This window comes from Escherichia sp. B1147, assembly GCF_001660175.1.
Taxonomy (GTDB): domain Bacteria; phylum Pseudomonadota; class Gammaproteobacteria; order Enterobacterales; family Enterobacteriaceae; genus Escherichia; species Escherichia whittamii.
In genome coordinates, this window is the sequence record NZ_LFHY01000011.1 from 215,923 (window position 1) to 237,530 (window position 21,608).

The following is a 21,608-nucleotide window of genomic DNA, read 5'->3' on the forward strand; positions in this document are numbered from 1 at the left end:
TTGGGGAGGTAGAGATGCCAGACAAAGTGATCGATGTTTCATGCCAAATGCGGCGTGAACGACTTATCAGTTTGTAGGCCTGATAAGCGCAGCGCATCAGGCAGTTTTGCGTGGGTTAAATATCTAAAGGGGCGCAGAAACGCCCCCGATCTAACCATTATGCGATCGCGTTCTCTTCCAGCTCACGCATAAACTGACGGACCCATTCGATACGTGTTTTCCGATCGCTCAAATCCTGAATAAACTTCAGGCGCGTCGGACCATCAAGGCGATAATGCTGCGGCTGTTTTTGCAGCAAACCAATCAGCCAGGCTGGATTCACGTGATTCTTCTCGGCAAATTCGATCACGCCGCCTTTCTCATTACCTTCCAGCTTCCTGATCCCCAGCTTCTGCGCTTGCTGGCGCAAACGGGCAATATCCAGCAGGGTACGCGCCGGATCCGGCAGCAGACCGAAGCGATCGATAAGTTCGACTTTGATCTCTTCCAGTTCGTTTTCCGTTTTGGCACTGGCAATACGTTTATAGAACGACAAACGCGTATTCACGTCAGGGATGAAATCATCTGGCAATAGCGACGGCATCCGCAGCTCGACTTCTGTTTGCTGGCTGGTGAGATCTTCCAGCGACGGCTCGCGTCCGGCTTTCAGCGCATCAACAGCGTTTTCCAGCAACTCCATATACAGCGAGAAACCGATGGTTTCCATCGAACCGCTTTGTTCTTCGCCGAGTAGTTCACCCGCGCCGCGGATCTCCAGATCGTGCGTTGCCAGGGCAAAGCCTGCGCCAAGGTCTTCCAGCGAAGCAATCGCTTCAAGACGTTTTTGCGCATCGGTGGTCATCGCTTTTGGATGCGGCGTCAGCAACCATGCATATGCCTGATGATGCGAACGTCCGACGCGACCGCGCAACTGGTGCAGCTGCGCCAGGCCGAAGTGATCCGCGCGTTCAATAATAATGGTGTTGGCGGTAGGGATGTCGATCCCGGTTTCGATAATCGTGGTACAAACCAGCACGTTGAAACGTTGATGATGGAAATCATTCATCACCCGTTCCAGTTCGCGCTCACGCATCTGCCCGTGACCGATGGCGATCCGCGCTTCTGGCACCAGTTCCGCCAGCCGTTCGGCGGCTTTCTGGATGTTTTCCACATCATTGTAGAGATAATAAACCTGACCCCCGCGCAGAACTTCACGCAGGACAGCTTCTCTTACCACCAGACTGTCATACTCGCGGACAAACGTTTTGACCGCCAGACGACGGGCGGGCGGCGTGGCGATAATCGACAGATCGCGCATTCCGCTCATCGCCATATTCAGCGTACGCGGGATTGGCGTAGCGGTAAGCGTCAGAATATCCACGTTCGCGCGCATCGCTTTAATGCGCTCTTTATGACGCACCCCGAAGCGGTGTTCTTCATCGACAATCAGCAAACCTAAATCTTTAAACTTAACGTCGCTTTGCAGCAGTTTGTGCGTGCCGATCAGAATATCGATTTTCCCTTCCGCCACTTCCGCTAAGATTTGCGTCTGTTCTTTGGCGCTGCGGAAACGGGAGATCATTTCGATGCGTACCGGCCAGTTGGCGAAACGGTCGCGGAAGTTATCGTAATGCTGTTGCGCGAGAAGGGTAGTGGGCACCAACACCGCCACCTGCTTGTGGTTCTCTACCGCCAGGAAAGCGGCGCGCATCGCGACTTCTGTTTTACCAAAGCCAACATCGCCACACACCAGACGATCCATTGCCAGCGGCTGACACATGTCACTAAGCACTGCATTAATGGCTTGCGCCTGATCCGGCGTGGTTTCAAACGGGAAGCTATCGCAGAACAATTGATATTGCTCACGATCGTGTTTAAATGCGAAGCCCTCTTTGGCGGCGCGTTGAGCGTAGATATCCAGCAATTCCGCCGCCACATCACGCACTTTTTCCGCCGCTTTCTGCCGCGCCCGCGACCACGCATCGCCGCCCAGTTTATGCAGCGGGGCATTTTCTTCTGCGCCACCCGCGTAACGGCTAATCAGATGCAGTGACGACACCGGAACATACAGTTTGGCGTCGTTGGCATAGGTGAGCATCAGGTACTCGCCAGTAATGCCGCCCGCTTCCAGTGTGGTCATTCCGGCATAGCGCCCGACGCCGTGTTCCAGATGCACCACCGGCTGACCAATATGCAGCTCCGCGAGGTTGCGGATCAGCGTGTCGGGGTTGATGGTGCGCCGTGAGTCCTGACGACGACGGGCAACGCGTTCACCGAGTAGATCGCTTTCGCAAATCAGCGCCAGATTACGTACCGTATCGACAAAACCATGCTCTGCGGCGCCAATCATCAGATAACGCCCACGGTCGCTGGCTTCATCAAGACGCATAATGCGTTGCGGGGCGATTTTGATTCTGGCGAGCAGCTCACCCAGCGCTTCACGCCGTCCTTCACTTTCTACCGAGAACACCACCGGACCATCGAAGGATTCGAGGAACTTACGCAGCGCGTCCAGCGGCGCTTTTTGTTGCGCCTGAACGGCCAGGTCAGGCAGTTTCTGGAAACCTAAATTGGCATTCGCTGCTTTTGTCGGTAAATGTTCAGTTTTTAGCTGTACACGCGGCCAGTTTTTCAGCTCTGAGAAGAGCTCGTCCACCCGCAGCCAGAGCGATTGTGGCGGCAGCAGTGGTCGCATCGGGTCGACGCCGCGATTCTCAAAACGCGCCAGCGTGTCTGCCTGGAAACGTTCGGCACTGTTTTCCAGATCGCCAGTATTCACCAGCAATGTATTAGCAGGGAAATAACTGAACAATGGCGGCAGCGGTTCGCTGAAGAATAGTGGCTGCCAGTACTCGATTCCGGCAGGTAATGTGCCTTTACTTACTTGCTGATAAATATGTTCCGGGTCGCGTTTTACTTCGAAAGAATCGCGCCACTGGCTGCGGAACAGTTCAATCGCTGCTTTATCTGTCGGAAATTCGTGCGCGGGCAGCAGGTTGATGGCTTCAACTTCCTCCAGAGTGCGCTGGCTGTCGACGTCAAATACCCGCAGACTGTCGATTTCATCATCAAAGAAATCAAGACGATAAGGCAGTTCGCTGCCCATCGGGAAAAGATCCAGCAACGCGCCGCGCGTGGCGTATTCGCCGTGCTCCATAACCTGGTCAACATGGCGATATCCGGCGCTATCCAGCTGCGTACGCAAGGCATCGCGAGATAACCGCTGACCTTTTTTCATTACCAGCGCGTGGCCGTGGAGAAAACTGTGCGGGCAAACGCGCTGCATAAGCGTATTCACCGGAACAATCAGTACACCACGCTGCATCGTCGGTAGCTGGTAAAGAGTGGAAAGGCGTGAGGAGATAATGTCCTGATGAGGCGAAAAACTGTCGTAGGGAAGGGTTTCCCAGTCCGCCAGATTCATCACCATCTGGTCGGTGAACTGGCTGATTTCATCATGCAAACGCAGGGCATTTTGCATATCTGGCGCAATAAGCACCACCGGTCCGGCGTGACGTTCGGCAATTTCCGCTACCAGCGTCGCGCAGGCAGCTCCGGTTAAATCGCCCAGCAAACGCTGCTCACCCGCTTTGACGGGCAGCGTATAACGATATTGTTCAGGCATAACGGTTGTCAGAGTCTCGTTAGGATATGCCTCAACATATGGGGGCATATCTCTGATAAGCAATGCTGTTCATTATCCGTAATCGGCATGGTTTAGCAAATCGAATCGCCCCGGCAGGGGCGATGGCTTAACGAGAGTAACTGATGGCAGGCAGAGAAGGTGGGGAGAACAACAGGTCGCTGAATGCGCGTTGTGAAAATTTTCGTACCAGCAAGCCAGCCAGTGTACAAATCAACAAACTGACAAAGGGATAAACCAGCAGGAGCGCCAGTTCCACTTGCGGCGACCAGCGCCCCGCGTTCATTTGCGGAATCAGACTTAAGCTGAATATTTCTACCAGAATGCGATGCGTGGTGTAGATGGCAATGGTGTTGGAACCAATCACATTCAGCAGGCTGGTGGGACGCATACCAAAACGCTGCTCGTACTGATAAAACAGCTTCATGATCACCACAATCGACACCAGCGACAGTAGTAGCGACACGTTAAACAACCAGACAGTAACTGCAAGAACAGCCAGAAGCGAAGCCAGCAGCAGATGGCGACGCAACGGCACTTCTTTAACACAGGTCATCAACGTTGCGCCAAACCATGCGCCAAGGCTGTAGTAAGGCAAATTGCGGATCACACTGTTCATTCCCCACCACGGCGTGGGAACAAAATTAATAGCCACACTCATCAGTACAAACAAGGCGAATAGTGGCAGCGCCAGACGGCTAAAAATTTTACACACCACGAAATAGACAATTAAAGCGTACAGATACCACAGGCTGGTGCTGGCGGTAATCATCCCGTGCAGGAACTCGCCAGTGGAATCAGCATACGCGGCATTGGAGGCATTGCTTAAATCGCGCTCAGGTGCCAGCCACTGATTCAGCGCACTTAGCGCCAGCCACTGCACCACACCCCAAAGTGCCAGTACCCAGAAGATGCTCCAGATACGTTTATCGAGACAATTTCCCCACCGCACACTATCGATATAGCGGCGAATCAAATAGCCGGATATAAAGAAAAAGACCGGCATACGAAAGGGCGCAAGGTAAAGATTGAAATAGATCCAGCATTTGCTCAGGACTTCCGATAACGGATGCTGGAAAGTGGTCAGATGCGGATAAAAGGTAATTACCGAGTGATAAATCACCACCAGACAAATACATAACCCTTTGATCTGGTTAATCCATAGCTCTTTTTGTTTCATCAGGACAACACGCTCTTTTTATTTAACATGCGGTTGATCCTGCGGGGCGAGTCGCATGGTGTAATGCGTATCTGTCTGTATTTAGTTATTTTTCAGATAAAGATCAGGTTACAAGGGAAATGAGAAAACGAGGCACTTTAGCCGATTGATTTACTAATACTTTTCAGATTAGCCCTGACGATCACTTACAGTTCAGACGTTTACCCATCCCGCTTTCGCTTATATACTCGTGTCTTTGCTAACAGCAACCAGACGGATTTCATGTACCAACCTGTCGCTCTATTTATTGGCCTGCGTTACATGCGTGGGCGTGCAGCGGATCGCTTCGGTCGTTTCGTCTCCTGGCTTTCTACCATCGGCATTACCCTCGGGGTGATGGCACTGGTTACAGTATTGTCAGTGATGAACGGCTTTGAGCGCGAGCTGCAGAACAACATCCTTGGCCTGATGCCACAGGCAATTCTCTCTTCTGAGCATGGCTCTCTTAACCCGCAGCAACTCCCGGAAACGGCAGTCAAACTGGACGGCGTTAATCGCGTCGCGCCTGTCACTACCGGTGATGTGGTACTGCAAAGCGCCCGTAGCGTGGCGGTCGGGGTGATGCTGGGTATCGACCCGGCGCAAAAAGATCCGCTAACGCCGTATCTGGTCAATGTGAAACAAACTGACCTCGAGCCGGGGAAATATAATGTCATCCTCGGCGAACAACTTGCCTCACAGTTGGGCGTCAATCGCGGTGATCAAATCCGCGTGATGGTGCCATCTGCCAGCCAGTTCACACCGATGGGGCGTATTCCAAGCCAGCGCTTGTTCAATGTGATTGGCACGTTTGCCGCTAACAGTGAAGTCGATGGCTATGAAATGCTGGTGAATATTGAGGATGCCTCGCGTCTGATGCGTTATCCGGCAGGCAATATTACCGGCTGGCGTTTGTGGCTGGATGAGCCGTTGAAAGTGGATTCTTTAAGCCAGCAAAAACTGCCAGAAGGCAGCAAATGGCAGGACTGGCGTGACCGTAAAGGCGAGCTGTTCCAGGCCGTACGCATGGAAAAAAATATGATGGGCTTGCTGTTGAGCCTGATTGTCGCTGTTGCGGCATTTAATATTATTACTTCGCTGGGGTTGATGGTGATGGAGAAGCAGGGCGAAGTGGCAATTCTTCAGACGCAGGGCCTGACTCCGCGTCAAATCATGATGGTCTTTATGGTGCAAGGGGCCAGCGCCGGGATTATCGGTGCAATCCTGGGGGCGGCGCTTGGCGCACTGCTTGCCAGCCAGTTGAATAATCTGATGCCGATAATCGGCGTCCTGCTTGATGGCGCGGCGCTGCCGGTCGCTATTGAACCTTTACAGGTCATTGTTATTGCACTGGTGGCGATGGCTATCGCGCTGCTGTCTACGCTTTACCCTTCATGGCGCGCTGCCGCCACTCAACCCGCTGAGGCTTTACGTTATGAATAAGATCCTGTTGCAATGCGACAACCTGTGCAAACGCTATCAGGAAGGCAGTGTGCAAACCGATGTGCTGCACAATGTCAGTTTCAGCGTGGGCGAAGGTGAAATGATGGCGATCGTCGGTAGTTCTGGTTCTGGTAAAAGTACCTTGCTGCACCTGTTAGGCGGGCTGGATACACCAACCTCCGGCGATGTGATTTTTAATGGTCAGCCAATGAGCAAACTGTCTTCGGCGGCGAAAGCGGAGCTGCGTAACCAGAAGCTGGGCTTTATTTATCAGTTTCACCACCTGCTGCCGGATTTTACCGCCCTGGAAAACGTGGCTATGCCGCTGCTGATTGGCAAGAAAAAGCCCGCTGAAATCAACAGCCGCGCGCTGGATATGCTAAAAGCGGTGGGGCTGGAGCATCGCGCGAATCACCGCCCGTCAGAGCTTTCCGGCGGTGAACGCCAGCGTGTGGCGATTGCCCGTGCGCTGGTCAATAACCCGCGGCTGGTACTGGCGGATGAGCCTACCGGTAACCTTGACGCGCGTAACGCAGACAGCATCTTCCAGTTGCTTGGTGAGTTGAATCGCTTGCAGGGTACCGCTTTCCTGGTGGTTACTCACGACCTGCAACTGGCGAAACGCATGAGCCGCCAGCTGGAGATGCGTGATGGTCGTCTGACGGCGGAACTGAGCCTGATGGGGGCGGAGTAATGGCGATGCCTTTATCGTTATTAATTGGCCTGCGTTTTAGTCGCGGACGGCGACGTGGAGGCATGGTGTCTCTGATCTCCGTCATTTCTACCGTGGGTATTGCACTTGGCGTAGCGGTATTGATCGTCGGCTTAAGCGCAATGAATGGCTTTGAACGCGAATTGAATAACCGCATTCTGGCGGTAGTACCGCACGGTGAAATTGAAGCGGTGAGTCAGCCGTGGACTAACTGGCAGGAAGCGCTGGATAAAGTGCAAAAAGTGCCGGGTATTGCCGCCGCTGCGCCGTATATCAACTTCACCGGACTGGTGGAGAGCGGTGCTAATCTGCGCGCGCTGCAGGTTAAAGGCGTTGATCCGCAACAGGAACAGCGTTTGAGCGCGTTGCCCTCGTTTGTCCAGGGCGATGCCTGGAACAATTTCAAAGCGGGCGAACAGCAGATTATCATTGGTAAAGGGGTGGCAGATGCGCTGAAAGTGAAGCAGGGGGATTGGGTGTCAATTATGATCCCGAATTCGAATCCCGAGCATAAACTGATGCAGCCGAAACGCGTGCGTTTGCACGTTGCGGGTATTTTGCAGTTGAGTGGCCAACTCGATCACAGTTTTGCCATGATCCCGCTGGCGGATGCCCAACAATATCTTGATATGGGTTCCAGTGTGTCAGGTATTGCCCTTAAAATGACGGATGTTTTTAACGCCAACAAGCTGGTGCGCGACGCGGGTGAAGTAACCAACAGCTACGTTTATATCAAGAGCTGGATAGGTACTTACGGTTATATGTATCGCGATATCCAGATGATCCGCGCCATTATGTATCTGGCGATGGTACTGGTGATTGGCGTGGCCTGTTTCAATATCGTCTCCACCTTAGTGATGGCAGTAAAAGACAAGAGTGGCGATATTGCAGTATTAAGAACGCTGGGCGCCAAAGACGGTTTAATTCGCGCCATCTTTGTCTGGTATGGATTACTGGCAGGGCTGTTTGGCAGTCTGTGCGGCGTGATTATCGGCGTAGTGGTTTCACTGCAACTTACCCCGATTATTGAGTGGATTGAGGAGCAGATCGGTCATCAGTTCCTCTCCAGCGATATCTATTTTATTGACTTCCTGCCATCGGAATTGCACTGGCTGGATGTCTTCTACGTACTGGTCACAGCATTATTGCTGAGTCTTTTGGCAAGTTGGTATCCGGCGCGGCGCGCCAGCAATATTGACCCTGCGCGAGTCCTTAGCGGCCAGTAAAGGCAGTACATTAAAACAAGGAGCGGCAATGTATTACGGGTTTGATATTGGTGGAACGAAAATTGCGCTAGGTGTGTTTGATAGCGGTCGGCATTTGCAGTGGGAAAAGCGGGTGCCGACACCGCGTGACAGCTATGACGCATTTTTAGATGCTGTGTGTGAGCTGGTGGCCGAAGCCGATCAGCGTTTTGGCTGTAAAGGTTCTGTCGGCATCGGTATTCCGGGAATGCCGGAAACAGAAGATGGCACGCTGTATGCCGCCAATGTCCCCGCCGCCAGCGGTAAACCGCTACGCGCCGATCTGAGCGCGCGCCTTGAACGCGATGTGCGTCTAAATAACGACGCCAACTGCTTTGCCCTTTCTGAAGCCTGGGACGATGAATTTACCCAATATCCGTTGGTGATGGGACTGATCCTGGGGACTGGCGTTGGCGGTGGACTGGTATTCAACGGTAAGGCGGTAACGGGTAAAAGCTATATTACTGGTGAATTTGGGCATATGCGCCTTCCCGTCGATGCGTTAACCATGATGGGGCTGGATTTCCCGTTACGCCGCTGTGGTTGCGGCCAGCATGGCTGCATTGAAAATTATCTGTCTGGTCGCGGTTTTGCGTGGCTGTATCAACACTATTATCATCAACCGTTGCAGGCCCCCGAGATCATCGCGCGTTATGATCAAGGTGATGAGCAGGCAAGGGCGCACGTTGAGCGTTACCTGGATTTATTAGCGGTTTGTCTGGGAAATATCCTGACCATTGTTGATCCCGATCTGGTGGTTATTGGCGGTGGCTTATCGAATTTCCCGGCAATAACAACGCAACTGGCGGAAAGACTGCCTCGTCATCTCTTACCTGTAGCTCGTGTTCCGCGCATTGAACGCGCGCGCCACGGTGATGCAGGCGGAATGCGTGGAGCTGCCTTCCTACATCTCACCGATTAAACTACAGAGGTTGCTATGCTGTCGCGTCGGGGTCATCGGTTAAGTCGTTTTCGTAAAAATAAACGCCGCCTGCGTGAGCGTTTACGTCAGCGTATTTTTTTCAGAGATAAAGTGGTGTCGGAAGCAATGGAAAAACCAAGAGTACTCGTACTGACAGGGGCTGGGATTTCTGCGGAATCAGGGATTCGTACCTTTCGTGCTGCAGACGGCCTATGGGAAGAACATCGGGTTGAGGATGTGGCTACACCGGAAGGTTTTGATCGCGATCCTGAACTGGTGCAAGCGTTTTATAACGCCCGTCGCCGTCAGCTACAGCAGCCAGAAATTCAGCCTAACGCCGCGCATCTCGCGCTGGCTAAACTGCAAGACGCCCTCGGCGATCGCTTTTTGTTGGTGACGCAGAATATCGATAATCTGCATGAACGCGCAGGTAATACCAATGTGATTCATATGCATGGGGAACTGCTGAAAGTACGTTGTTCGCAAAGTGGTCAGGTTCTCGACTGGACCGGAGACGTCACGCCAGAAGACAAATGTCATTGCTGCCAGTTCCCGGCTCCGCTGCGCCCACACGTAGTGTGGTTTGGCGAAATGCCACTTGGCATGGATGAAATTTATACGGCGTTGTCGATGGCCGATATTTTCATTGCTATTGGCACATCCGGGCATGTTTATCCGGCTGCTGGGTTTGTCCACGAAGCGAAGCTGCATGGCGCGCATACGGTTGAACTCAATCTCGAACCGAGTCAGGTCGGTAATGAATTTGCCGAGAAATATTACGGCCCGGCAAGCCAGGTGGTGCCTGAGTTTGTTGAAAAGTTGCTGAAGGGATTATAAAGCAGGAGTAATTGCCTGATGCGCTACGCTTATCAGGCCTACGAGAGAAGCGCAATTTATTGAATTTGCACGATGTTGTAGGCCTGATAAGGCGTTCACGCCGCATCCGGCATAATAGATGCACACTTTACTGCCTCTTTTACCGTTTACTCGTCCATAACAACGCGGCAATCAACGTACAGACACCAAGCAGCCCTGCCCAGAGTGGCGATATTCTGGTAATCGCAAAGCTGTCATCGATATACAAACATAAAGCCTGATAACCCATATTGGCAACAGTCATCGCCACTGCAAACTTTAATGCATAATTAAGGCGCGTTGTGTAGTTAAAAAATGCAGTAAAGACGATGAATGCAACCGCCCAGGCAAAAAGGCCTAATGTCGTGGTACTGCCGGGAGGATCATTCTCCTGCTGTTGTCCGGGATGCGGATAATATGTCAGTGGCGGCGTCGGTTGTTTTAATATCTGTGCTTGTAAAACAGCCAATGCATTATTGATTCCCTGATACCAGAGATCTGCATGTAAATAAGCCAGAGTGTGATTTTCTACCAGAAGGCCGAGATGTTTATCGTCCATGCTGCTTTCAACCTGGCCGTTGGTTATCATAATTAACCGTGGCTCGCGGGTAGTAAAAAGTAACAGAACACTTCCTTTTACATCACTCAATGAAGATGACGCATGCGCCAGCATCGCTTTGCCATTTTGCCTGAAGCTTGCTTCATTAACGCCAGGTACAACCACGATAAACGGCGCAATCCCGGTTTGTTGACGAAAAAGCTCGGCTTTCCGCGCAATCTCTTCAGCATCCGGTACAGTACCTGTAACATCCGTAAAAAGTGTCTTCATTATTGGAATCAATGGCTTACTGGTTGCTGTCAGAGGCAGGAGTATCAGTAAACTGAGCAGTATAATGAATTTTTTCATGGGCGGGACTTCCGTTTCCTGCGTGTCTTTTTAGAGGAGGGCATACTGATTAATAAACCGACGGCGATAAAAATAACGCCCATAATGCCGATAAACCCCCAGTTAAAGAAATTAACCCACGGGTTATTTATCTCAGCCTTTTCAGGATGTCCTGGAGAATAATAAACATTAACTTTATCGCCTTCGCTGTCTTCATAAAAATCGCTGCCGATACTCGAATTGAAAATTAGCGTGTAATCTGGCGTCGGGCGAAAGGCAACGACGGGATACCACGAACCATTTTTACCCGTGCGATGAGAATGACTGGAGTGCCAGACGGTATCAACAATGACGCCTTCGGTATGAATCGCGTCTTTGCTATAGGTGAACTGGTTATAAAAGATCACAACAGAAATGAGGATCAGTACCAGACCGATACCGAGGAATATACGAAAGAAAACTTTACTGTCCTGACTCATTAGTCACATCCTTGCTAAATAAAAAACGGGCGGTAATACCACCGCCCGCTTGCTGAATTAACGTCCTGCTTTCAGCTTCTGATAATACTCTTCATAAATGCTGCTGGCTGGGCCAACGTCACTCTGCCATTCGCCATTTTTAATGGTTTCAGCATCCGGGTAGAGCGTCTTGTCGTTCGCTATTTCCGGGCTTAACAGTTTGCGCGCGGCGAGGTTTGGCGTTGGATAACCGATAGTTTCGGCAACCTGTTTTGCCACATCCGGGCGCAGCAGGAAGTTGATCAGTTTCAGCGCGCCTTCTTTGTTTTTGGCATTTGCCGGAATCGCCAGGCTGTCCATCCAGAAAATGCCGCCTTCTTTCGGCCACACCACGTCAATTGGTGTACCCGACTGGCGAGCAACGAAAGCAGAACCGTTCCAGATCATGCCGAGGTTAACTTCGCCTTCCATGTACGGGTTTGCCGGGTTATCGGAGTTAAACGCTGCCACGTTTGGCATCAGTTTTTTCAGCTCGTTATATGCGGCTTCAATCTCTTTCGGGTCGGTGGTGTTACCGGAGTAGCCCAGCTTACGCAGTGCCATCTGGAATACTTCACGGGCATCATCGGTCAGCAGCAGGCTGCCTTTGTACTCAGGCTTCCACAGATCGGCCCAGCTGGTAACCGATTTCGGGTCCACCGCATCACCGTTAACGCCAATCGCCGTCGCACCCCAGATATACGGAATGGAGTAGTCGTTATTCGGGTCAAACGGCTTGTTGAGCATTTCTGGATCGAGGTTGCTGAAGTTGCTTAACTTCGACTTGTCGATCTTCTGGATCATCCCTTCTTTACGCATTTTATCGACGTAATAGGTCGAAGGAACTACCAGGTCATAGGCACCGTCTTTGTACGTTTTCAGCTTGGCGTACATGGTTTCGTTCGACTCGTAAGTCGAGTAGATAACCTTAATACCGGTTTCTTTGGTGAACTGTTCGAGCAGTCCTGGCGGCACGTACTCGGTCCAGTTGTAGAAATACAGCGTGTTGTTGTCATCAGCGTGAGCGGCGCTCATGCCCAGTGCCAGAGCACCCGCCGCGAGCAGGTGGCGTGACCATTTTTTCATTTAACGTCCCCTGTGTTACCTTTCGTTTTATCACGAGCAATAAGCTGGCTGGCAATAACCATCACCAGCGACAGCACCAGTAATATGGTTGCCAGCGCGTTAACTTCCGGCGATACGCCGACTTTGACCATCGAATAAATTTTTAACGGCAGAATTTCATAGCTTGGTCCGGTGACAAACGACGAAACCACTACATCGTCCATCGACAGGGTAAAGCTTAACACCCAGCCTGCCGCCACCGCTGGCATTGCCAGTGGCAGGATGATTTTTCGCAGAATGGTAAATTCACTGGCACCGAGATCTTTCGCCGCTTCCAGCATCCGCACATCAAAACCTTTCAGGCGCGAATACACCGTCACCACCACAAATGGCAGGCAGAAGGTGATGTGCGAGAACAGCAGTGACCAGAAGCCAAGCTGAATGCCCAACAGCATAAACAGCACCAGCAGGGAAATCGCCATCACGATATCTGGCGACATCATCACCACAAACAGCATTCCACTAACGAACGGTTTACCGCGAAAGCGATAGCGGTACAGCGCAACTGCCGTCAGTGAACCGATAAGCGTAGCAAACGTCGCCGAAAACACAGCCATCGTCAGTGAATGCTGCGCAGCCTGTAACAGGCTGTCGTTGTTCATCAGCAGGCTATACCATTTGGTGGTAAAACCCTGCCAGTTGATGCCAAAGCGCGAGCTGTTAAAGGAGTTCACAATCAAAATAATGATTGGAATATACAGGTACGCGTAGATAGCGGTCATAAAACCGCCGCGAAGCAGTCGACCGATCATTCGAGTTCCACCTTCTTATTCAGCAAACGAGAAGCGCGCCAGTAAACCAGCAACATCAGGCCCATTACGATAGTCAGCGTAATGCTGGTAGCTGCACCAAACGGCCAGTCACGAATATTGAGGAACTGGACCTTGATGACGTTTCCGATCAGCAGGTTTTTCGCACCGCCCATCAGGTCAGACACGTAGAACAGGCCCATTGCCGGCAGCATCACCAGCAAGCATCCGGCAATAATTCCCGGCATCGTCAGTGGGATAATGATGCGGATAAAGGTCTGCAACTTGCTGGCACCGAGATCGCGTGCTGCCTCCAGCAACGGCTTATCCAGTTTTTCGATACTGGAGTACAGCGGCATCACCATAAACGGCAGCAGAATGTAAACCAGACCGATAATCACCGCGCTGGGAGTGAACATGATGCGAATGGGGGTGTCGATAACGCCCAGCCAGAGCAAAAACTCGTTGAGATAGCCTTTGGTGCTGAGGAAAATTTTCAGCCCGTAGATGCGAATCAGTGAGTTGGTCCAGAACGGAACAATCAGCAGAAACAACAGCAGTGGACGCACCTTGTGCGGCAGCTTCGCCAGAAACCAGGCAAACGGATAGCCCAGAACCAGGCAGGCGAGGGTAGCGATCAGCGCCATATTCAGTGAGTGCAATAGCACTTCAAAATAGAGCGGATCGAGTAGACGTGTGTAGTTTTCCAGCGTAAAGACCATTTTGACGAAACTGGCGTCGTCGCGGGTCAAAAAGCTGGTACCAATGATCATCAGGTTGGGCAGAAAGACAAACAACACAAGCCAACCGACAATAGTGACAATCACTACATTCTGGAACTTACTTGTGTTCTTCATCAGCCAGTACGACCTCCCAGCTTTCTACCCAGTTAATGGCCATTTTCTGGTCGAGGGAGTGGTCAAAGTCAGGATCGTCTTCGTTGAAGAATTCGCTGACCATCACCATCTTGCCATTTTCCAGTTCAACCACTGACTCCAGCGTCATGCCTTTATAGTTACGCTCGCGAACGTAACCAATCAGCCCTTCGACGTGGTTGTCATCGTTAATTTCGTCAACGCGTAAGTCTTCCGGACGCAGCAGAACATGCAGCTTTTGCCCTGGTTCAACGGCGAAGTTAACGTAGATATTACATTCGCGACCTTCAACGTTAGCCCGTACGCGCTGTTCGTCAAGTCGCTCGATCACCGTGGCGTTGAACATATTGATTTCGCCAATGAATCCGGCAACAAACAAATTCTTCGGCTCTTCGTAAATTTCGCGCGGTGTACCATCCTGCTCAATACGACCATCGCGCATCACCACAATCCTGTCTGACATGGTGAGTGCTTCTTCCTGATCGTGAGTGACAAAGACGAAGGTAATACCAAGCTTACGCTGTAACGCTTTCAACTCGTTCTGCATCTGTTTGCGCAGTTTGTAATCCAGCGCCGAGAGCGACTCATCAAGCAGCAGCAGGCGAGGCTTGTTAACCACCGCGCGGGCAATGGCGACGCGTTGCTGTTGACCGCCTGAGAGTTGATGCGGTTTGCGTTGAGCGAAGCTTTCCAGTTGCACCATCCGCAAAGCTTCCATAACGCGAGGCGTAATTTCAGCTGCAGGGGTTTTTTGCATACGCAGACCAAAGGCCACATTTTCGAATACGGTCATGTGGGGGAATAGCGCGTAGCTTTGGAAAACGGTGTTCACATAGCGGTTTTCCGCCGGAACGTGGGTGATGTCCTCGTTATCCAGCATGATGCGTCCAGAATCAACAGTTTCCAGACCCGCAATCAGGCGAAGAACGGTTGTTTTACCGCAGCCAGAAGGGCCAAGCAGCGTGAGGAACTCGCCATTGTTGATAGTCAGATCCAGCTGAGGGATGACTTCTTTACCATCAAAGCATTTGCGAATTCCCGCCAATTGCACCAGCGGTGAAAGCGAACTCGGTTGTTTATTCAATTTTTTACTCTGTCCCATGTAAACGCAACGGATGGCTTACCGAAGCGGGGTTTGTGGTTAACCACCTTGGTGACTCTTAAAGAGGGCCGTAATTCTACGGCAAACCGCTTGAATCGCCAATCCTTGTTGTGAATTACTGGCTTAGCTTTATATTCATTAAGGTAATGTTGATAAATATTCCCGCTTGCAGGGGTAAAAGTGACCTGACGCAATATTTGTCTTTTCTTGCTTCTTAATAATGTTGTCACGAAAAGTGAGGGTGACTACATGGATAAACTACTTGAGCGTTTTTTGAACTACGTGTCTCTTGATACCCAATCAAAAGCGGGTGTGAGACAAGTTCCCAGCACGGAAGGCCAGTGGAAATTATTGCATCTGCTGAAAGATCAGCTGGAAGAGATGGGGCTTATCAATGTGACCTTAAGTGAGAAAGGAACGTTGATGGCGACGCTACCGGCTAACGTTCCTGGCGATATTCCGGCGATTGGCTTTATTTCTCATGTTGATACCTCACCGGATTGCAGCGGTAAAAATGTGAACCCGCAGATTGTTGAAAACTATCGTGGCGGTGACATTGCGTTGGGCGTCGGCGACGAAGTCTTGTCACCGGTTATGTTCCCGGTACTGCATCAACTGCTGGGACAGACGCTTATCACCACTGACGGTAAAACATTGTTGGGTGCTGACGACAAAGCAGGTATTGCAGAAATTATGACCGCGCTGGCGGTATTGCAGCAGAAAAATATTCCGCATGGCGATATTCGTGTTGCCTTTACGCCAGATGAAGAAGTGGGCAAAGGAGCAAAACATTTTGATGTTGAAGCCTTTGATGCCCGCTGGGCTTACACCGTTGATGGTGGTGGCGTAGGTGAACTGGAGTTTGAAAACTTCAACGCTGCTTCGGTGAATATCAAAATCGTCGGCAACAATGTTCACCCTGGTACGGCAAAAGGTGTGATGGTGAATGCGCTATCGCTGGCGGCACGCATTCATGCGGAAGTACCGGCGGATGAAAACCCGGAAACTACGGAAGGTTATGAAGGTTTCTATCACCTGACAAGCATGAAAGGCAGCGTTGAGCGCGCCGATATGCACTACATCATTCGTGATTTCGACCGTAAACAGTTTGAAGCGCGTAAACGTAAAATGATGGAAATTGCCAAGAAAGTGGGCAAAGGGTTACATCCCGATTGTTACATTGAACTGGTGATTGAGGACAGTTACTACAATATGCGCGAGAAAGTCATTGAGCATCCGCATATTCTTGATATCGCCCAGCAAGCGATGCGCGATTGCGATATTGAACCAGACCTGAAACCGATCCGTGGTGGTACTGACGGCGCGCAGTTATCGTTTATGGGATTACCGTGTCCAAACCTGTTTACCGGCGGTTATAACTACCATGGCAAACATGAGTTTGTAACTCTGGAGGGAATGGAAAAAGCGGTGCAAGTGATTGTGCGTATTGCCGAGTTAACGGCGAAACGGAAGTAAGCAAAATTGGATGCGGCATGTGATGCCGCATCCGGCTTCAATTCAAATTTACCCTTCGAAGAACCAATATCCGCTATTGACCAGGGCCGCGAGCATCGCGAGGAATGACGGATCTTCCAGTGCGTCGCCAAAATTCTCGGCGGTCAGCACAATATTGCTGGCGAGTGCATCCAGCGCCGGACGATGCGGGGAATCGATCTTCTCACCGTTGGCATAAACATCGTCGCCAATGCGCAACACGCGCAGACCACCAAGACGCACCAGTACATCACCTTGTTTCAGTGCGTCGTAGATTTCATCCGGTTGATACGGTGGCTCTGGCGGAGCGATATCCAGTTCATGACGTGACTGCGAAATAAACTCGCCAAACCACTGCTTAAAGTGTTCTGGCTGGTTGATCAAGTCAAGCATCATCTCACGCAGTTTATCCATTTCCTGCGGCAGAACGTCTGCCGGATGATCGCGAGGCGGGACATCTGGATCGCTGTAGTAATTACCGCCCAGCTCACGTTGTAACACGTAATCGGCAAATCCGCTGATCAGTTCCCGCGTATTCGGTGCACGAAAACCAACGGAATAGTTCATCGCATTTTCCAGCGCGTAGCCTTCGTGCGGGAATCCTGGCGGAATATAAAGAATATCGCCAGGCTCCAGCTCTTCATCAATAATCGCTTCAAACGGATCAACCTGTAACAGGTCCGGGTGAGGGCAGTGCTGCCTCATGTGCAGTTTTTCACCTACCCGCCAGCGACGGCGACCCGTACCCTGAATAATAAACACATCGTACTGATCAAGATGTGGACCGACGCCGCCGCCAGGCACGGAAAACGAGATCATCAGGTCGTCAATGCGCCAGTCCGGTAATTCACGGAACGGACGCATCAGCGCGGCAGCCGGTTCATGCCAGTGATCAACCGCCTGGACCAGCAATGACCAGTTGGTTTCGCCCAGATGGTCGTAGCTTTCGAATGGCCCGTGACTGACCTGCCATTTGCCATCCTGATGACTGACCAGCCGACTGTCGACTTCACTTTCCATCGCCAGGCCCGCCAGCTCGTCGGGAGAAATAGGGTCAATAAAATTATTAAAGCCGCGTTTTAACACCACGGGACGTTTCTGCCAGTGGCGTTCTAGAAAATCGGGCCAATTAAGGGTTAGTTGGTATTCCATATTAAGCGTCCATAGGCGGGTATCTGCAACCGATTATAACGGATGCCTACTGTAATGCGTGAAGAAAGGACATATTTATTCATCTTTCGGCAAGGAATGTTGGCGACCAAAAATCACCTCCATTCGCGCACCGCCGAGCATGCTCTCTCCGGCGATGATTCTTCCGTCATACTGTTCAGTAATTTCACGAGCGACCGCCAGCCCCACGCCTTGCCCGGGGCGTAAGGTATCAACACGCTGACCACGGTCGAAAATTACCTCACGCTTGCTTTGTGGTATCCCCGGTCCATCATCTTCGACCACGATGTAAAGATGTTTGTCAGTTTGCCTTGCGGAGATTTCGACAAACTCGAGACAATACTTACAGGCGTTATCCAGTACATTGCCCATGACCTCAACAAAATCGTTCTGCTCACCGACAAAGCTAATTTCTGGCGAGATATCGAGGGAAATATTGACGCCTTTACGTTGATAAACTTTATTCAGCGCCGATGTGAGATTGTCCAACAACGGGGCAACGGGATGCAGTTCGCGGCTAAGTAATGTCCCGCCACGCATACTGGCGCGGTGCAGGTAGTAACCAATTTGTTGCGAGATACGGCTAATTTGTTCCAGCATCACCGGTTCCGCCTCACTGACGTTCATCTTTTCGCTTCGCAAAGAACGTAGCGTACTTTGTAGCACCGCCAGAGGCGTTTTCAGGCTGTGAGTCAGGTCAGTGAGCGTAGTGCGGTATTTGTCGTAACGCTCACGCTCGCTTTTTAAAAGTCGGTTCAGGTTACCTACCAGGCTGGTCAGTTCTTTCGTCGTTGTAGGGTTGAGCAATTCGCGGTGGTGTTCTTCCAGTTCGCGGACTTCTCGCGCCAGGGCTTCAATAGGGCGTAAGCTCCACCAGGCGGCGACCCACAGTAACGGGATCACTAACAACAGGTTGGCCAGGAGTACATAGAGAAACCAGCTCCATACCGTATAGGAACTTTTAAGCTCTACAGGAATGGTATCGACCACCACAATGGTGAGTTTTGGCATCCGCGCCGTCGCCGGATAGACATTAACGGCTACCGAGTGAGTCATTTCTGCATCGTCGTCGTCTTCCCGAACTTCCTGCAGCTGCTGCTGAATAGAGAGATCGTTACTAAGTAGCAGGCTGGTATCGTTCACGTCAGCCTCTATTTCGTGAAAACCATTGGATTTCAGCCAGTCAGGCTGGATCATCTTCATCAGCCAGGGAACGTCACGCTGCGCCCACAATAGTTTGCCGTTCTCGTCATAAATCAGAGACATCGTGGGGCTTTGTTTGTCGATATTTTCCGGCAGTTCGACATGTAGCTTATTGTTTTCCCATTTCGCCAGTGTATAGAATAAATTGCTCTCGCCGCGTAACAGACGAAACGTAGTTTTATCGAAACTAACGCTATAACCGATCAGGGCAACCATACCGTAGGAAAGTGAAAGCACCAGCACTACCGCCGCCGTCGCCAACAGAAAACGTACCCGCAGCGAGAGCGGGAAAAAAACACGCAGTATTTTTTTCATCAGCGCAATTCGAAAAGATAACCCTGGCCGCGAACGGTGGTAATCACCTCGTGCGGGTATTGCGCCTGAATTTTTTTGCGCAGCCTGCCCATCAGAACATCAATGGTATGACTTTCCCGCAGTTCGGCATCCGGGTAGAGCTGTAGCATCAATGAATCTTTACTGACCACTTTGCCGTTGTTGCGGATCAAGGTTTCCATAATGGTGTATTCAAATGCGGTCAGTTTGATTACTTCGTCATTAATGGATAATTCACGACGGGAGAGATCAACCTGAAACGGTGGCAGCGAAATAACCTGCGAAGCCAGACCGCTATTACGACGCATCAACGCCTGCATCCGTGCCATCACTTCTTCAATATGAAACGGTTTGGTCACGTAATCGTCAGCACCGGCGCTTAATACTTCGACTTTGTCCTGCCAGCTTTCACGGGCGGTTAAAACCAGAATTGGCAGTGAAACATCATTACTACGCCAGCGACGGATTAGCGACAAACCATCTTCGTCAGGCAAACCGAGATCGACAATCGCAATATCCGGTAAATGTTCGTTGAGATAATAATCTGCTTCTTTGGCATCTTCTGCGTCATCAACCTGATGACCCGCGTCCTGAATCTGAACTTTAAGATGGTGACGTAACAACGCATTGTCTTCGACAACCAGTACGCGCATTTTTATTTCTCCCTGTCTTAATTATAAAAATAGTGTAACGCGATTATGTGGTTGTGGGGGTAAACATTAAATAAACCAGTGGGGAAGGGCGGTGAAACGGAGAACTAAGGAACAGGCCGGACGGCATCACCATCCGGCACTGATACGAGGCTTATTTCAGCTCATCAACCATAGTGATGGCTCGACCAATATAGTTAGCCGGGGTCATCGCTTTCAGGCGTGCTTTCTCTTCTTCCGGCAGCGCCAGTCCGTCGATAAATTGCTTCATGCCTTCGGCGTCAACGCGCTTACCGCGAGTCAGCTCTTTCAGTTTTTCGTACGGCTTCTCAATCCCGTAACGGCGCATTACAGTCTGGATCGGTTCTGCCAGCACTTCCCAGTTGTGATCCAGTTCATCCAGCAGATGGTCGCGGTTCACTTCCAGTTTGCTTACGCCTTTCAGGGTAGATTGATACGCAATCAGCGCATAACCGATGCCCACGCCAAGGTTACGCAGCACGGTAGAATCGGTCAGATCACGCTGCCAGCGGGAAACCGGCAGTTTGCTGGCCAGGTGCTGCAACACCGCATTGGAAAGCCCCAGATTGCCTTCGGAGTTTTCGAAGTCGATTGGGTTAACCTTGTGCGGCATGGTGGAAGAACCGATCTCACCGGCGATGGTTTTCTGCTTGAAGTGGTTAAGGGCGATATAACCCCAGACGTCACGGTCGAAGTCGATCAGAATGGTGTTGAAGCGCGCAACGCAATCAAACAGCTCGGCGATGTAGTCGTGCGGTTCGATCTGGGTGGTGTACGGATTCCACTGAATACCCAGCGAGGTGACGAACTCTTCGCTGAACTGATGCCAGTCAACTTCCGGGTAAGCGGCGATGTGGGCGTTATAGTTACCGACCGCGCCGTTGATTTTGCCGAGGATCTCCACCTGGTTAAGCTGGCGGAACTGGCGCTCCATGCGGTAGGCAACGTTAGCCATCTCTTTGCCGATGGTTGACGGGGTCGCAGGCTGACCGTGAGTACGGGAGAGAAGCGGGATATCGCGGTACTGAACGGCGAGATCTTTAATGCCATCAATCAGTTGACGCCAGTACGGCAGGATCACTTCATCACGCGCGGTTTTCAGCATCAACGCGTGGGAGAGGTTATTGATATCTTCCGAAGTACAGGCAAAGTGAATGAATTCAGAAACTGCGTGCAGTTCCGGGATCTCCGCCACTTTTTCTTTCAGGAAATACTCAACCGCTTTAACGTCGTGGTTCGTGGTTCGCTCGATGGTTTTGATGCGTGCTGCATCTTCTTCGCTGAAACTGGCGACAATTGCATCAAGGTAACCGATTGCGTCGGCAGCAAAAGCAGGAACTTCCTTGATCGCTGCGTGCGCGGCCAGTTTTTGCAGCCAACGTACTTCAACTTGTACACGGAATTTCAGCAAACCATATTCGCTGAAAATCCCGCGCAGCGCGCTGACTTTATCGCCGTAGCGTCCATCGACAGGGGAAACGGCGGTCAGTGAGGATAATTCCATAGA

General features: G+C 51.2%; 18 protein-coding genes. 6 read left to right on the forward strand and 12 right to left on the reverse strand.

Going from position 1 to position 21,608, the window contains the following annotated elements; translation table 11 throughout:
- Window positions 1-157 precede the first annotated feature (157 nt).
- Together mfd and A9180_RS10570 are read right to left on the reverse strand one after the other, a co-directional pair.
- Window positions 158-3,604: a transcription-repair coupling factor gene (mfd, locus tag A9180_RS10565; RefSeq protein WP_064528606.1), complete on the reverse strand. Its 3,447-nt coding sequence runs from the start codon at window positions 3,602-3,604 to the stop codon at window positions 158-160.
- A 127-nt stretch (window positions 3,605-3,731) separates the two neighbouring features.
- On the reverse strand, window positions 3,732-4,802 hold the full coding sequence (locus tag A9180_RS10570) for an acyltransferase family protein (RefSeq protein WP_064528608.1): 1,071 nt from the start codon (window positions 4,800-4,802) through the stop codon (window positions 3,732-3,734).
- A gap of 261 nt (window positions 4,803-5,063) precedes the next feature.
- Between A9180_RS10570 and lolC the strand changes: the two genes are divergently transcribed.
- The 5 genes from lolC to cobB are packed head-to-tail and all read left to right on the forward strand — an operon-like array spanning window position 5,064 to window position 9,978.
- Window positions 5,064-6,263, forward strand: coding sequence for a lipoprotein-releasing ABC transporter permease subunit LolC (lolC, locus tag A9180_RS10575; protein WP_021573659.1), 1,200 nt, complete (start codon window positions 5,064-5,066; stop codon window positions 6,261-6,263).
- Window positions 6,256-6,957, forward strand: coding sequence for a lipoprotein-releasing ABC transporter ATP-binding protein LolD (gene lolD / locus A9180_RS10580; RefSeq protein ID WP_001033692.1), 702 nt, complete (start codon window positions 6,256-6,258; stop codon window positions 6,955-6,957). Before lolC ends, lolD begins: the two co-directional genes overlap by 8 nt.
- On the forward strand, window positions 6,957-8,201 hold the full coding sequence (gene lolE / locus A9180_RS10585; RefSeq protein WP_064528610.1) for a lipoprotein-releasing ABC transporter permease subunit LolE: 1,245 nt from the start codon (window positions 6,957-6,959) through the stop codon (window positions 8,199-8,201). The genes lolD and lolE overlap by 1 nt, the downstream gene beginning before the upstream one ends.
- Window positions 8,202-8,229: 28 nt before the next feature.
- Window positions 8,230-9,141 (forward strand): N-acetylglucosamine kinase, encoded by a 912-nt coding sequence (gene nagK, locus A9180_RS10590; protein ID WP_064528611.1) that lies wholly within the window; start codon window positions 8,230-8,232, stop codon window positions 9,139-9,141.
- 15 nt (window positions 9,142-9,156) lie between these two features.
- Window positions 9,157-9,978, forward strand: a complete 822-nt coding sequence (cobB, locus tag A9180_RS10595; protein ID WP_064528613.1) for a Sir2 family NAD+-dependent deacetylase — start codon at window positions 9,157-9,159, stop codon at window positions 9,976-9,978.
- A gap of 139 nt (window positions 9,979-10,117) precedes the next feature.
- Here cobB and A9180_RS10600 read toward each other — a convergent pair whose 3' ends face one another.
- From A9180_RS10600 to potA, 6 genes are read right to left on the reverse strand one after another with little or no spacing between them, the layout of a single operon-like run.
- Window positions 10,118-10,903 carry a TPM domain-containing protein gene (locus tag A9180_RS10600; RefSeq protein ID WP_064528615.1) on the reverse strand — a complete coding sequence of 262 codons (786 nt, stop codon included), beginning with the start codon at window positions 10,901-10,903 and terminating at the stop codon, window positions 10,118-10,120.
- Window positions 10,900-11,361: a DUF3592 domain-containing protein gene (locus A9180_RS10605; RefSeq protein WP_064528618.1), complete on the reverse strand. Its 462-nt coding sequence runs from the start codon at window positions 11,359-11,361 to the stop codon at window positions 10,900-10,902. Before A9180_RS10605 ends, A9180_RS10600 begins: the two co-directional genes overlap by 4 nt.
- 57 nt (window positions 11,362-11,418) lie before the next feature.
- Entirely contained in the window at window positions 11,419-12,465 is a 1,047-nt protein-coding gene (gene potD, locus A9180_RS10610) for a spermidine/putrescine ABC transporter substrate-binding protein PotD (protein ID WP_064528619.1), read from the reverse strand.
- The gene (gene potC / locus A9180_RS10615; RefSeq protein WP_000580316.1) at window positions 12,462-13,256 is read right to left on the reverse strand and encodes a spermidine/putrescine ABC transporter permease PotC; all 795 of its coding nucleotides are present in this window, start codon (window positions 13,254-13,256) and stop codon (window positions 12,462-12,464) included. Before potC ends, potD begins: the two co-directional genes overlap by 4 nt.
- Complete coding sequence (gene potB, locus A9180_RS10620; protein ID WP_064528621.1) at window positions 13,253-14,110, reverse strand: spermidine/putrescine ABC transporter permease PotB; 858 nt, start codon at window positions 14,108-14,110, stop codon at window positions 13,253-13,255. Before potB ends, potC begins: the two co-directional genes overlap by 4 nt.
- Window positions 14,094-15,230, reverse strand: coding sequence for a spermidine/putrescine ABC transporter ATP-binding protein PotA (potA, locus tag A9180_RS10625; protein ID WP_064528623.1), 1,137 nt, complete (start codon window positions 15,228-15,230; stop codon window positions 14,094-14,096). Before potA ends, potB begins: the two co-directional genes overlap by 17 nt.
- A 249-nt stretch (window positions 15,231-15,479) precedes the next feature.
- Here potA and pepT point away from each other — a divergent pair, with 249 nt between their 5' ends.
- Entirely contained in the window at window positions 15,480-16,706 is a 1,227-nt protein-coding gene (gene pepT / locus A9180_RS10635) for a peptidase T (protein ID WP_064528627.1), read from the forward strand.
- A gap of 48 nt (window positions 16,707-16,754) precedes the next feature.
- Here pepT and roxA read toward each other — a convergent pair whose 3' ends face one another.
- The 4 genes from roxA to purB all read right to left on the reverse strand — a co-directional run bounded on the left by roxA (window position 16,755) and on the right by purB (window position 21,605).
- Window positions 16,755-17,876, reverse strand: coding sequence for a [50S ribosomal protein L16]-arginine 3-hydroxylase (gene roxA / locus A9180_RS10640; protein WP_064528628.1), 1,122 nt, complete (start codon window positions 17,874-17,876; stop codon window positions 16,755-16,757).
- Between the two features lie 75 nt (window positions 17,877-17,951).
- On the reverse strand, window positions 17,952-19,412 hold the full coding sequence (phoQ, locus tag A9180_RS10645; protein WP_064528631.1) for a two-component system sensor histidine kinase PhoQ: 1,461 nt from the start codon (window positions 19,410-19,412) through the stop codon (window positions 17,952-17,954).
- Entirely contained in the window at window positions 19,412-20,083 is a 672-nt protein-coding gene (phoP, locus tag A9180_RS10650; protein ID WP_064528633.1) for a two-component system response regulator PhoP, read from the reverse strand. The genes phoQ and phoP overlap by 1 nt, the downstream gene beginning before the upstream one ends.
- 151 nt (window positions 20,084-20,234) lie before the next feature.
- Window positions 20,235-21,605 (reverse strand): adenylosuccinate lyase, encoded by a 1,371-nt coding sequence (gene purB, locus A9180_RS10655; RefSeq protein ID WP_064528634.1) that lies wholly within the window; start codon window positions 21,603-21,605, stop codon window positions 20,235-20,237.
- Window positions 21,606-21,608: the final 3 nt, after the last annotated feature.